The organism is Luteimonas sp. BLCC-B24, assembly GCF_028550595.1.
In the GTDB taxonomy this organism is placed as follows: domain Bacteria; phylum Pseudomonadota; class Gammaproteobacteria; order Xanthomonadales; family Xanthomonadaceae; genus Luteimonas.
The window spans coordinates 244,816-256,901 of sequence record NZ_JAQQGN010000003.1; the positions used below are offsets into that span (position 1 = coordinate 244,816).

Below are 12,086 nucleotides of genomic sequence, written 5' to 3' on the forward strand. Positions count from 1 at the left end.
AAAACCGGCCGACAGCTTACCCGAACGTGCGCGGCGGGCTGGCAGCCGGAGCGGTCGACCTCGGTTGGAATGGACCTCCGGCCGGCCCCGGGCGCGCTTCGCCCTTCCCCTGTCGCGGCGCTCCCGGCGCCGGCCGACCCGACGAGGCGTCATGCACATCCGCGACTGGCCCAGCGACGAACGCCCGCGTGAAAAACTGCTGCACCGGGGCGCCGCGGCCTTGTCGGACGCCGAACTGCTCGCGATCTTTCTCGGCTCCGGCCTGCGCGGTCAGGATGCGGTCGCCACCGCGCGCCAGCTGCTGGCGGGACACGGCCCCTTGCGCACCCTGGTCGAACGCGGGCCTGCCGCCCTGGCCGAACTGCCCGGGCTCGGTCCTGCGCGTGCCTGCCGGCTCGCGGCGGCGCTGGAACTCGGCAATCGCGTGCTCGCCGCGGACCTCGCGCGCGGCGAGGCGATGACCGATCCGGCCGCTGCCGGCCGGTACTTCTCGCAGCGCCTGCGCGGCTTCGCGCACGAGGTCTTCGCGGTGCTGTTCCTCGACACCCGTCACCGCGCACTGGCCTTCGAGGAACTGTTCCGCGGCACGATCGACGGCGCCGAGGTGCACCCGCGCGAGATCGTGCGTCGCGCGCTGGCGCACAACGCGGCGGCCGTGATCGTCGGCCACAACCATCCCAGCGGCAGCCGCGAACCGAGCAGCGCCGATCGCGCGGTGACCGCGCAGATCAAGCAGGCGCTGGCACTGGTGGATGTGCGCCTGCTGGATCACTTCGTCGTCGGTGACGGCGCTGCGGTCTCGCTGGCGGCGCGCGGCTGGGTGTGAGCGCGGCGCGCGCGTCGTGCAGGTCCGCTGCAGAGCCCGGGCCCGTCGCCGCCGTCCAGGCGCACCTCGGCGCCGCGCGTATCCGCGGTCTCACGGCCGCCGCCTGTATCCCTGCGGCGGCTACGCGGCGCGCATCGCACTGTGGCGGGGTCGATGCGACGCGGGCCCACCAGCGTCGTGGCCGCGGCCGCACCCATGCGGTGCGCTGTGCGCGTCGAAGAGACGGCCACACGGGCACGGCTCGGGAGTGTCGACACGCGGCCGGTAACCGGGCTGCGTTCGAGCCGTAGTCGCCGAGCGTTGCAACACGGTCGCCCCGTGCTCGCGCGAATCGCGCGACGGCGTCGTCAGGCGAGATTGGGCGCGGCAGCAGCGCGGTCGCGTCGACCGCGCTCAAGCGTCGAGCCGCGATGTCCTGGCGACTCCCGTCGGGGACGGATGACCCGGCGCCGTGACTGTCGCCCGCTTGCGGACCGTCGGTGGCACGTGGTGCGGGCGTGTTCCTGGACCGCTGCCGCGTCGTTCGGATGCCGGTGATCGCCAGATGCGCCTCCGCGCAGCGAGGCCGGAGCCGCTCGAATGCGCGGGCCGGACGCGTCCGCCGCCGAGGGCGTGCGTTCGCGTACGCGGCTGCCTGCGGGCACACTGGCGGCATGTCATCACGCCCGGCGTCATCTGCCTGCCCCTGCGGTCGCCCGCAGCTCTACGACGCCTGTTGCGGCCCGTTGCATGCCGGCGCACCGGCGCCCGATGCCGAATCGCTGATGCGCGCGCGCTACAGCGCCTACGTGCGCCGCGACGCCGACTACCTGCGCGCGAGCTGGCACAGCCGCACGCGCCCGCCGGTGCTCGAGTTCGAGGGGCCGCAGCCGGTGTGGCTCGGCCTTGCGGTGAAATCCGCGCGGACGCTCGATGCGGACCACGCCGAGGTCGCCTTCGTCGCGCGTTACCGCATCGGCGGCGGCAGCGTGGTGCGCATGCGTGAGCACAGCCGCTTCGCCCGCGAGGACGGGCACTGGCGCTACGTCGACGGCGACGTGGACTGAGCCCCGGCCGCTCGCGCACGCGACGGGGCGCGCGCGGCGCGGGCGCCGGACGACCGGCCGGTGACGGTCAGGACGCGTGGCCGCGCGACGCATCCGGCGTGCCCCGATCTCGCACGTGACGCGCCCGCGCCGTGCGGTGCAGTGGATGTGATCGGCGCCCGCGTGTCCGGGTGGTCTGCGTCTGCACTCCTGCCTGCGCCGTCCGTGCCGTCGTGCAGCAGATCCCGCCGCCGTCCGGGTCGCGGCGGTCACGGGCGCACGGTGCATGCCCCGTTCGAGACCGGCGGCATCTGACCGCGTCATGAAAGCGCCCGCCGGGCGATGCCCGCGTGGTGGAGGACCTCAGGCACAGTGAGCGGCCGATTTCCAGGAAGCGCCCGCATGACGCACCGAGTCCACCGTCTCGCCCTGTCCGCGCTGATGACGTTCGCCGGCGTGGCCGCAGCGCAGACCGCGCCCCCGCCGGCCGACCCGGCCGCGTTCGCGCGCTGCCTCGACGGCATCCGCGGCGATGCGGCGAAACAGGGCATCCCGGCCGATGCGTTCGCGCGGCTCACCGGTGACCTGCAGCCGGACATGAGCGTGCTGCCGCTGCTCGATTCGCAACCCGAGTTCACCACGCCGCTGTGGGATTACCTTGCCGGGCTGGTGGACGAGCAGCGCGTCACCGATGGCCGCGCGATGCTCGCCGAACATCGTGATCTGCTCGCGCGCGTGTCGGCCCAGTACGGCGTGGATGCCGAAACCGTGGTCGCGGTCTGGGGTGTGGAGAGCGACTTCGGGCGCATCTCCGGCAAGCGGCCGCTGCGCGTGTCGCTGGCGACGCTCGCCTGCAACGGCCGGCGCCAGGCCTTCTTCCGCAGCGAGTTCGTCGCGCTGCTGAAGCTGCTGCACGACGGCGACCTGCGCGATCCCCACACCACCGGGTCCTGGGCCGGCGCGTTCGGGCACACCCAGTTCATGCCGAGCACCTATGCGCGCATCGCGGTGGACTTCGACGGCGACGGCCGCCGTGATCTGGTCGGCAGCATTCCCGATGCCCTGGCGTCGACCGCGCACTACCTCAAGCGCGGCGGCTGGCAGACCGGACGGCCCTGGGGCTACGAGGTGAGGCTGCCGGCCGGCTTCGACGTCGCCCAGGCCGGGCGCACCAATCGCCGCACCGTGGCCGACTGGACCGCGCGCGGTGTGACCCGCGTGGACGGTGGCGCGCTGCCCGCGGGCGATACGCGCGCGGCGGTGATCGTGCCGACCGGCGTGCGCGGCCCCGCCTTCATCGTGTTCCGCAATTACGACGCGATCTATTCCTACAACGCGGCCGAAAGCTATGCGCTGGCGATCGCGACACTGGCCGACCGCCTGCGCGGCGGGGCCGGGCTGAAGACGCCGTGGCCGACCGACGATCCGGGCCTGTCGCGCGCGCAGCGTCGCGAACTGCAGACCCTGCTGCTCGCCCGCGGCCACGACATCGGCGAGGTCGACGGCATGATCGGCACCGCGACCCGGCGTGCGATCCAGGCCGAGCAGCGGCGTCTCGGCCTGCGACCCGACGACGGCCGGGCCGGGCAGCGCATCCTCGCCGCCCTGCGCGGCGGCGCCTCGAACTGACGCTGCCGCGCCCGCTTCGCGATGCGAGGCGAGCCGGCCGTCGGGCCGTCCTGCCCGGCACACGCGCGATCTGCGCCGGGAGGCTGACGATTCACGCGTGACAGGCCGGCGGGGTCGGGCGACTTCCGGCGCGCTCGCGGTGCCATGCGGCGTTCAGCGGGCGCTGACGGCGTCGTGCGTCCGAACGCACGTCTCACGTCATGCGTCGCGAGCCGCAGTGCGGGCACTGCGATGGCACCCGGATGCAACCCCTCGAGCGCTGCGACCCGCAGCAGGCGCTGCCGCGCGCCGCGCCCTCCGGATTCAGGGCGTCGCGACCCGGGTATAGGTGCCCGCGAGATCGGCGCCCAGCGCGCACTGCGTGTAGTCGGTCGTGACGGTGGCGACATCGCCGTTGAGCACGATCGAAACGGTCGAGGGTTCACGCGCCAGGTCGGCTTCGGTCACCGAACTGAGCGTGCCCTCGAACGGCACGACGTCGGCCGCGATCCGTCCGTCGACGAGCGGTCCACGCGCCTCGAGTTCGCAGTCGGCGGCGGTCGACGCGCCATCGGGCACCGCGCCGCCGCGCAGGGTGATGTGCCAGACGCCATCGCCCGCCTCGGACAGTGTCAGCGTCCCCGGTGCAGGCGTGGTCGCCTCGTACCGGCCGGCAGGCGACGGGGACGGCGCCGAGACAGACCCTGCGGACGCGGGCACGGGCGCCGGCTCGACGGCGACCGACGGCGTGGCGGGCGTCGGGGCCGACACGGGGGGTTCGGCCTGGCAGGCCGCCACGGCCATCGCCAGGCAGGCACTCGCGAACCGCAGGCGGCGCATCGGGTATGGACGCATCGGCATCTCCTCGAAAGGCCCGAGCCTAGCGGGGTCCGCGTGGTCGCGACATCAGCGCGCGGCCTCCAGCATCGCCAACGCATCGGCGCGCTCGGCGACGAAACGGTTGGCGACACTGGCCTGGGTCGAGGCCGGGGAACTGCTGAAGTACACCAGGTTGCCATCCGGGCCGCGGCGGCCGCGCTCGGCGTAGATCGCATCGATCAGCGCCCGGTCGTAGGCCACGCCGTCCTCGGGCGTCACGCCCTGCGCGGCGACGTTGCGCACCGCATTGGTGATCGCGTTCGTCGTCGGGCCGTGCTGCACGGCGGTGGACCACACCGCATCCTGCACGGCGTTGGAGCGCGTGCCCACGTCGAGGCCGGTATTGGTCTCCACGCGCGCCGCCTGGACGTCGTAGTGGGTGCGCTGGATGAACGCATGCTGCGCATCGGCGAAGGCCTGCGGCTCGCGCGCGGCGATCTCGCGCCAGGTGGCGCTGAAGGCCTGCGTGCCCGGCGCCGCGCCGCCGAACTCGGCGGCCCATGCCGCGCCCTCGTTGGCCAGGAACTCCTGCGGCCGGCCGCGATTCGTCGCCAGCTGGTAGCTGCCGTAGGACACGCCGCCCGGATCGCCCTGGCCGGTCGACACCGTGCCGGGGCCGCGGCCGCCGGTTTCGTACTGTTCCGACAGCTGGCCGAGACGGTGCTCGGCATCGTTGGCCGCGGGCGGTGCGGCATCGACACCGGGGACCGTCGGCGCGGTGGACGGCGGCGGCGAGGACACGTGCGGCGCCGGGGTCGCCGCCCCCGGCAGCGCGATGACCTGGCCGATCTGGATCAGATCGGGATTGCGGATCTGCGGATTGGCCGCGAGCAGCGCCTGCACGCTGGTGCCGTTGGCCACCGCGATGCCCGACAGCGTGTCGCCGGAGCGGACCGAGACCGCCCCCGCGCTCGGGATCTGCAGGGTATCGCCGGGATACACCACATCCGGGTTGCGGATCTGCGGATTGACCGAGAGCAGGCTGGCGACGTCGACGCCATAGCGCCGCGCGACGGCGGACACGGTGTCGCCGTACTCGATGGTGTGCGTGCGCGCCGTGGACGGCGCGTCGCGGCCGGTGGCCGACGGCGCGTACGCGCCGGACAGGGATTCGATCGAGGACATGGCGGTCACTCCGGCGTCGGGGATGGGCCCAGCCTCGCGTGTCGCGGGCGGCGGTCCATCCGGAGCGACCCTAGGTGCGGGACATGAATGGCCGACGCGGTGCAGCCGGTGTCGCGAACTGCGAGCGAGGTCACGCGTCCTGGTCGGTGCCCGCAGTCGCAGAGCACCGCCGCGGCGCGGTGTCCGCGGCGTGGCGGGTGTCGACGCGGTACCCGGCGCGGGACAGGCGCCGGCGCGGGCGGTGCAGCGCCGGATGACGCGGGCGCCACGCGCGAGTCGGTCGTGTTCGCGCCGGCAGGCGGCGCCGGGAACCCGCATCACGCGCGCGAGCGCGCTGCCGGCATCACGCGGCGCGGCGGACGTCGCGGTATCGAAATCGCCCGGTGGGCGATGGAAACGACCCGACTGCGCGAGGCACAGCCGGGTCGGGAACATCAGCCGCAGCGGAAGCCGGTGATGGTGCCGCTCGCGTCGAGATCGATGTTCAGACGGTCCTCGCGGAAATCCATCGTCGCCGCATCGTCGGGGCCGAGGGCGCGGTACGACTGCGCGCCGGCGTCCTGCATCGCCTTGGCGTAGACCGCCTCGCTGCCGGCCTGGCCGATCAGGCCCTGCACCGCCTCGGTATCGCACGGCGTGACCGAGGCGCCGGGCGCATCGGGCGTCATGGGCGCGCTGCCGGAATCGCCGATCTCGGTCTGCGCGGTTTCGGTTTCGATCGCGCTTCCGGCGCCGGTGTCGGCGTCCGCCACATCGCCTGCGGGCGGTTCTTCCTCGAACGTGTCGTCATGGGCGGGCGCACAGGCCGCGAGGGCGAAGACCGGCACCAGAGCGGCGGCGAACAGGGCGCGGGACAGCGGGCGGGGGTGGCGGGGCATCGCATGCTCCTGAGTGGGGAAACCGCGGCCACTGTAGCCGCTGCCGGTGGGGGCGACCAGTTGCGGCATGATGGTCCGCAGCCCTGTCGACCGGAGTTCCCGATGACCCGTCTGTCCGCGTCTCTCGCGTTGGCGCTGTGTTTCGGCACGTGCGCAACATCGCTGTCCATCGCGACGCACGCGGGTACGCCGCGCTGGATCATCCCATTGCCGATTCCCGGCGGCGGCATCCGCGCCGAGCACCTCGCGCGTCATCTCTCGGTGCTGGCCTCGGATGCCTTCGAAGGCCGCGCGCCGACCACCGAAGGCGAACGCCTGACGGTCGAGTACATCAGCCGCGAGTTCGCCGAGGCCGGCCTGTCGCCCGGCGGCGATGACGACGGCTGGACCCAGGCGGTCACGCTCGAGCGCAGCCGCATCGACGGGCCGGTGACCGCGCGCGTGCATGCCGGGGGCGTCACCCGGCCGCTCGCCAACGGCGACGACATCGCGGTCGAATCCCTGCATCCGGGTGGCGGCGTCGATCTGACCGCCGCGCCGCTGGTGTTCGCCGGCTACGGCATCACCGCGCCGGAGCTCGACTGGGATGACTACGCCGGCCTCGACGTGCGCGGCAAGGTCGTCGTGGTGCTGATCAACGATCCCGATTTCGAGGCCGAGGTGCCGGGTCGCTTCGGTGGCCGCGCGCTCACCCTCTACGGCCGCTGGACCTACAAGTACGAGGAAGCCGCGCGTCGCGGCGCAGCGGGTGTGCTGATCGTGCACGAGACCGCGCCGGCCTCGTACCCCTGGGCCACGGTGCGCAACGGGCGCGCGGGGCCGCAGTACGACATCGTGCGCGCCGACGCCGCCACGCATCACCTGCCGATGCGCGGCTGGATGCAGCACGCGGTCGCCCGCCAGCTGTTCGCCGATGCCGGCCTCGAGTTCGACGCCGAGAAGCGGCGGGCACAGACCGCGGGCTTCCGCGGCGGCATGCTCGGCGATGCCACGCTCGACATCGCCTTCCGCGTCCAGCGCGACCGCGTGGTCAGCCACAACGTGGTCGGTGTGCTACCGGGCGCGAGCCGTGCGGACGAGACGGTCGTGCTGTCGGGGCACTGGGACAGCTTCGGCATCGGTCAGCCGGATGCCAGCGGCGACGCCATCATCAACGGTGCGGTCGACAATGCGACCGCGATCGCGTCGCTGATCGAACTCGGCCGTGTCTTCGCCGCCGGCCCGCGTCCGGCGCGCACGCTGCAGTTCCTCGCATTGACCGCCGAGGAGAACGGCCTGCTCGGCGCCGCGTACTACGTGGCCAACCCGTTGCGTCCGCTCGAGACCACGGCCGCCGTGCTCAACATGGAAATGTGGAGCCCGGACGGCGAGACGCGCGACATCTCGTCCTGGGGCAACGGCCGGGTGTCGCTCGAGCGCGATCTCGCCGATGCCGCGGCGCTCGACGGCCGGGTGCGCTCGCCCGATCCGAATCTGGAGGCCGGCCTGTTCTATCGCGCCGATCATTTCGCCTTCGCCCAGGCCGGCGTGCCGGCGATCACCATCGGTCCGGGCATGGACCAGCTCGATGGCGGTGTCGAAGGCGGCATGGCCGCACGGGCGGATTACTTCGCGCATCGCTATCACCAGCCCGGCGATGCGTTCGACGCCAGCTGGGACATGGCCGGGCCGACGGCCGACACGCGCACGGTGTACCGCCTGGCGCTCGCCCTCGCCAACAGCGCGGCCTGGCCGCAGTGGCAGCCCGACAGCGAGTTCCACGCGCGCCGCGTACGCAGCGACGCCATGCGACCGGTGCATCGCGACGCGCCCTGATCCTGGCACCGTCGCGGCCGGACAGGCGCGGCGGCACGGCGTGCGGCAAATGAAAAAGCCGCCCGTCGGAGAACGGGCGGCAAGGACCGGTCGGAGAGAGAGAGAGGGCATGCGCGAGGCATGCACCGAACCGGTGGGAGGCGCGGGTCCGACGTCCGCATCACGCCGACGTCGAACCGCTTATCAGGTCTGCGCCGGCGGCGTCGTGGTCGGATCGGTCGGCGGCTGGGTGGTGGGATTCGTCGGATCGGTCGGCGGCATCGTCGGGTCGATCGGCGGTGTCGGGTTCATCGGGTCGGTGGCCGGCGGCACCATCGGATCCGTCGGCGGGGGCATCGTCGGGTCGGTCGGCGGCGGGGTCGTGGCCGGATCGGTCATCGGCGCCGGGGTCGTGGGTGCGGTGTCGACCGGCGGCACATCGTTCGGCGGTGCGTCGTTGCTGCAAGCGGTCATCGCGAGGGCCATCGCGGCCATCAGCGGAAGTGCGATCTGTCGCATGCGTTCACTCCGTGCGGGATTGACGGCCAGTGTGGACGGCCGGATGTCATCCGGGCGTCGTCGCAGGCGTAGAGATTCCGTTATCCGGGGCCGTGTGCGCGTGCACGTGCAGCGCGGGCTAACGTCGCCGTCACGTGCCATGTCTACCCTGTCGCGATGGCGACGCACGCATCCAGCCCGGCCGACGCTACCGACTCGCGACCGGAGCGCCTCGCCGCCCTGGCCGATCGCTTCGACACCGTCCGCGCCCACAGCGCCCGGCTCGCGGCGCCGATCACGGCCGAGGACGCGATGGTCCAGAGCATGGAGGACGCGAGTCCGACCAAGTGGCATCTCGCCCACACCACGTGGTTCTTCGAACGCTTCGTGCTCGCCGAGGATGCGGGCTACCGCCCCGTGAATGCGGCCTGGGACTATCTGTTCAACAGCTACTACCAGAGCGTGGGGCCGATGCACGCGCGGCCGCGCCGCGGTCTCCTGTCGCGTCCATCGCTGGCCGAGGTGCTGGACTACCGCGCCGAGATCGAAGCGCGCATGCGCGCGCGTCTGCACGCAGGGACGCTCGATGCGCACCGGCTCGACGTCGTCGAACTCGGCCTGCAGCACGAGCAGCAGCATCAGGAACTGCTGGTCACCGACATCAAGCACGCGTTCTGGTGCAATCCGCTGGCGCCGGCGTATCACGCCTTGCCGGCGCCGGACGTCCGCGAGGCCGCACCGCTGCGCTGGCTGGCGCGCGAGGAATCGATCTGCGAGATCGGCCATCCCGGCTGGCCCGGGACGGGCGCGTTCGCCTACGACAACGAATCGCCGCGGCATCGCGTGCTGGTGCCCGCGCATGCGCTGGCCAGCCGTCCGGTCAGCAACGCCGAGTTCCAGGCCTTCATCGCCGACGGCGGCTACCGCACGCCCGGTCTGTGGCTCAGCGCCGGCTGGGCGCGGGTGCAGGCCGACGGCTGGGCACGCCCCGTGTACTGGAACGACGACGCGACCCGGGAGTTCACGCTCGCCGGCTGGCGCGTGCTCGAGCCCGGTGCACCGGTGTGCCACCTGAGCTACTACGAGGCCGACGCCTACGCGCGCTGGGCAGGCGCGCGTCTGCCGACCGAGTTCGAATGGGAGCAGGCGGCCTCCGGCCTGTCGGTGGACGGCCACTTCGCCGACGCCGGCCGCCTGCACCCCGCGACATCGACGGCCGGCGCCGGCCTGCAGCAGATGTTCGGCGACGTCTGGGAATGGACGTCGAGCGCCTACACCGCCTATCCCGGCTACCGGCCGTGGCCCGGTGCGCTGGGCGAATACAACGGCAAGTTCATGGATGCGCAATGGGTGCTGCGCGGCGGCAGTTGCGCCACGCCGCCCGGTCATGTGCGCGCCAGCTACCGCAACTTCTTTCCATCCGACGCACGCTGGCAGTTCGCCGGGCTGCGCCTCGCCAAGGACTCCGCATGAATGCCGCCACCGCCCGCGCGCGTGCCCACGCCGCCCTGACCGACCTGCGCCCGCAGCCCGACGACATCACCGCGGATGCGATCGCCGGCCTGTCGCGTTCCCCGCGCACCTTGCCGTCGAAATACTTCTACGACGCCGAGGGCTCGCGACTGTTCGAGGCCATCACCCGCCAGCCGGAGTACTACCTCACCCGGACCGAGCTGGCCCTGCTGGAATCCACGATGCCGTCGATCGCCCAGGCCGCGGGGCCGCGGGTGCACGTGGTGGAGTTCGGCAGCGGCAGCGGGCGCAAGACCGAGTTGCTGCTCGACGGGCTCGAGGCGCCGGTGGCCTACACCCCGATCGAGATTTCGCGCACCGCGCTGATGGACAGCGTCACCCGTCTGGGCCAGTCGTTTCCCGACGTGGAGATGCTGCCGGTCTGCGCGGATTTCACCCGCCCGGTGCCGTTGCCGACCGCGGCGCAGCGGCCGCAACGCACCCTGGTGTTCTTCCCCGGCTCGACGCTGGGCAATTTCGATGATCTCGACGCCGTGCAGCTGCTGACGTCGATGCGCGGCACGATGGGCGAAGGGGGCTGCGCGCTGATCGGGATCGACCTGGACAAGGATCCGGCGGTGATCGAAGCCGCCTACAACGACCTTGCCGGCGTCACCGCCGCGTTCACCCTGAATCTGCTGGCGCGGCTCAACCGCGAGATCGGCAGCGACTTCGATCTCGACGGCTTCCACCACCACGCCGTCTATTCCCGTGAGCGCATGCGTATCGAAACCGCACTGATCAGCGATCGCGCGCAGACGGTCACCATCGGAGCGCGTCGCTTCGCCTTCGCCGCCGGTGAAGCCCTGCATGTCGAAATCAGCCAGAAGTACACCGATGCGTCCTTCGCCGCGCTGGCGGCGCGCGCGGGCCTGCGCGTGACCCACGGCTGGAACGACCGCACCGACGCCTTCGGCCTGCGCCTGCTGCAACCGGCCTGATCCGTGCCGCCGGATGCGGCGCGCATCGGCGACGCGATCCGTGCACTGCTCGCGCAGCGCGCCAGCGACGCGTCGATCTGCCCGTCCGAAGTGGCGCGCACGATCGGCGATGCGGACTGGCGCGAGCGGATGCCCGAAGTGCGGCGGATCGCGGGCGCACTCGCCCGGGACGGCATCGTCCTGCTCACCCGGGGCGAGACGGTGCTCGATCCCGATGTGCCGCCGGGAGGCCCGATCCGGCTGCGTCGGGGCCCGCGCTGGGACGATGCCCGTGACGTGCACGACGGCGCGCGCGTTGCGCAAAATGCGCCGATGAAGACGCCTGCCCACGCCGACCGGCCCGACGCCCCGCCGCTGCCCGCATCACCGGCGTGCGAGCGCAACCGCGCGCCGATTCTCGACGTGCTGCGCGTGGCGTTCGCCTCGCGGCGGCATGTGCTGGAGATCGGCAGCGGCACCGGGCAACACGCGGTGCATTTCGCGGCGGCGATGCCGTGGCTGCGCTGGCAGAGTTCCGATCGCCCGGGCCAAGACCTCGGCCTGGCGCGGCGTCTCGCGCTGGCGGCGCTGTCGAACGCGCCCCCGCCGCTCGATCTCGACGTGGCGCAGGGGCCCTGGCCGGTACCGGCATCGGGCGCGCCGCGCTTCGATGCCGCGTTCACCGCCAACAGCCTGCACATCATGGGCTGGGACGCGGTGGAGGCCTGCTTCGCCGGCCTCGGCGCCATGCTCGGCGACGACGCCGTACTCGTCGTCTACGGTCCGTTCAATGTCGGCGGCGCGTTCACCAGCGACAGCAACCGCGACTTCGACGCGATGCTGCGCGCGCGGAATCCGCAATCGGGCTTGCGTGATCTCGAGGCTGTCGACGCCCTCGCTGCCCGCATCGGGCTGCGCCTGCACGCCGACGTCGCGATGCCGGCGCACAACCGCTGCCTGGTCTGGCAGCGGCCCTGAGTCGCGACGCGCCCATTCCGGCGCGCATCGCAGCAGGGACCCG

General features: G+C 72.6%; 11 protein-coding genes and 1 pseudogene. 8 read left to right on the plus strand and 4 right to left on the minus strand.

The features are described 5' to 3' along the window. The first annotated feature begins 151 nt into the window (after positions 1-151). From radC to PQS31_RS08970, 3 genes are all read left to right on the plus strand, one after another. The gene (radC, locus tag PQS31_RS08960) at positions 152-826 is read left to right on the plus strand and encodes a DNA repair protein RadC (protein ID WP_272762365.1); all 675 of its coding nucleotides are present in this window, start codon (positions 152-154) and stop codon (positions 824-826) included. Positions 827-1,479: 653 nt separating this feature from the next. Then, positions 1,480-1,872 carry a YchJ family metal-binding protein gene (locus PQS31_RS08965; protein ID WP_272762366.1) on the plus strand — a complete coding sequence of 131 codons (393 nt, stop codon included), beginning with the start codon at positions 1,480-1,482 and terminating at the stop codon, positions 1,870-1,872. A gap of 381 nt (positions 1,873-2,253) precedes the next feature. Beyond that, on the plus strand, positions 2,254-3,480 hold the full coding sequence (locus PQS31_RS08970; RefSeq protein WP_272762367.1) for a lytic murein transglycosylase: 1,227 nt from the start codon (positions 2,254-2,256) through the stop codon (positions 3,478-3,480). Positions 3,481-3,783: 303 nt separating this feature from the next. On the opposite strand, the gene PQS31_RS08975 is transcribed toward PQS31_RS08970, so the two are convergent. From PQS31_RS08975 to PQS31_RS08985, 3 genes are all read right to left on the minus strand, one after another. Continuing rightward, the gene (locus PQS31_RS08975; protein WP_272762368.1) at positions 3,784-4,314 is read right to left on the minus strand and encodes a hypothetical protein; all 531 of its coding nucleotides are present in this window, start codon (positions 4,312-4,314) and stop codon (positions 3,784-3,786) included. A gap of 51 nt (positions 4,315-4,365) precedes the next feature. Further along, positions 4,366-5,463 carry a LysM peptidoglycan-binding domain-containing protein gene (locus tag PQS31_RS08980; protein WP_272762369.1) on the minus strand — a complete coding sequence of 366 codons (1,098 nt, stop codon included), beginning with the start codon at positions 5,461-5,463 and terminating at the stop codon, positions 4,366-4,368. Positions 5,464-5,897: 434 nt separating this feature from the next. Then, positions 5,898-6,341, minus strand: coding sequence for an I78 family peptidase inhibitor (locus PQS31_RS08985; protein ID WP_272762370.1), 444 nt, complete (start codon positions 6,339-6,341; stop codon positions 5,898-5,900). A gap of 102 nt (positions 6,342-6,443) precedes the next feature. Here PQS31_RS08985 and PQS31_RS08990 point away from each other — a divergent pair, with 102 nt between their 5' ends. After that, complete coding sequence (locus tag PQS31_RS08990; protein WP_272762371.1) at positions 6,444-8,156, plus strand: M28 family metallopeptidase; 1,713 nt, start codon at positions 6,444-6,446, stop codon at positions 8,154-8,156. A 183-nt stretch (positions 8,157-8,339) separates the two neighbouring features. On the opposite strand, the gene PQS31_RS08995 is transcribed toward PQS31_RS08990, so the two are convergent. Next, a complete protein-coding gene (locus tag PQS31_RS08995) occupies positions 8,340-8,654 on the minus strand; it encodes a hypothetical protein (RefSeq protein ID WP_272762372.1) in 315 nt (104 codons plus the stop codon). A gap of 156 nt (positions 8,655-8,810) precedes the next feature. On the opposite strand from PQS31_RS08995, the gene egtB reads away from it, so the two are divergent. From egtB to PQS31_RS09015, 4 genes and pseudogenes are all read left to right on the plus strand, one after another. Further along, positions 8,811-10,106: an ergothioneine biosynthesis protein EgtB gene (gene egtB / locus PQS31_RS09000; RefSeq protein WP_272762373.1), complete on the plus strand. Its 1,296-nt coding sequence runs from the start codon at positions 8,811-8,813 to the stop codon at positions 10,104-10,106. Further along, positions 10,103-11,086: an L-histidine N(alpha)-methyltransferase gene (egtD, locus tag PQS31_RS09005; RefSeq protein ID WP_272762374.1), complete on the plus strand. Its 984-nt coding sequence runs from the start codon at positions 10,103-10,105 to the stop codon at positions 11,084-11,086. The genes egtB and egtD overlap by 4 nt, the downstream gene beginning before the upstream one ends. Before the next feature lie 3 nt (positions 11,087-11,089). Next, positions 11,090-11,350 (plus strand): annotated as a pseudogene (locus PQS31_RS09010) (DUF3253 domain-containing protein); the annotation flags it as partial. 48 nt (positions 11,351-11,398) lie between these two features. Next, a complete protein-coding gene (locus tag PQS31_RS09015; RefSeq protein ID WP_272762525.1) occupies positions 11,399-12,043 on the plus strand; it encodes a DUF938 domain-containing protein in 645 nt (214 codons plus the stop codon). The last annotated feature ends 43 nt before the right edge of the window (positions 12,044-12,086 follow it).

Bases quoted from the DNA above. Each gene is read 5' to 3' on its own strand.
- egtB (WP_272762373.1), top strand. From the start codon at position 8,811: ATGGCGACGCACGCATCCAGCCCGGCCGACGCTACCGACTCGCGACCG.
- PQS31_RS08975 (WP_272762368.1), bottom strand. From the start codon at position 4,314: ATGCGTCCATACCCGATGCGCCGCCTGCGGTTCGCGAGTGCCTGCCTG.
- PQS31_RS09015 (WP_272762525.1), top strand. From the start codon at position 11,399: ATGAAGACGCCTGCCCACGCCGACCGGCCCGACGCCCCGCCGCTGCCC.
- PQS31_RS08970 (WP_272762367.1), top strand. From the start codon at position 2,254: ATGACGCACCGAGTCCACCGTCTCGCCCTGTCCGCGCTGATGACGTTC.
- PQS31_RS08990 (WP_272762371.1), top strand. From the start codon at position 6,444: ATGACCCGTCTGTCCGCGTCTCTCGCGTTGGCGCTGTGTTTCGGCACG.
- PQS31_RS08985 (WP_272762370.1), bottom strand. From the start codon at position 6,341: ATGCCCCGCCACCCCCGCCCGCTGTCCCGCGCCCTGTTCGCCGCCGCT.
- radC (WP_272762365.1), top strand. From the start codon at position 152: ATGCACATCCGCGACTGGCCCAGCGACGAACGCCCGCGTGAAAAACTG.
- PQS31_RS08995 (WP_272762372.1), bottom strand. From the start codon at position 8,654: ATGCGACAGATCGCACTTCCGCTGATGGCCGCGATGGCCCTCGCGATG.
- PQS31_RS08980 (WP_272762369.1), bottom strand. From the start codon at position 5,463: ATGTCCTCGATCGAATCCCTGTCCGGCGCGTACGCGCCGTCGGCCACC.
- egtD (WP_272762374.1), top strand. From the start codon at position 10,103: ATGAATGCCGCCACCGCCCGCGCGCGTGCCCACGCCGCCCTGACCGAC.
- PQS31_RS08965 (WP_272762366.1), top strand. From the start codon at position 1,480: ATGTCATCACGCCCGGCGTCATCTGCCTGCCCCTGCGGTCGCCCGCAG.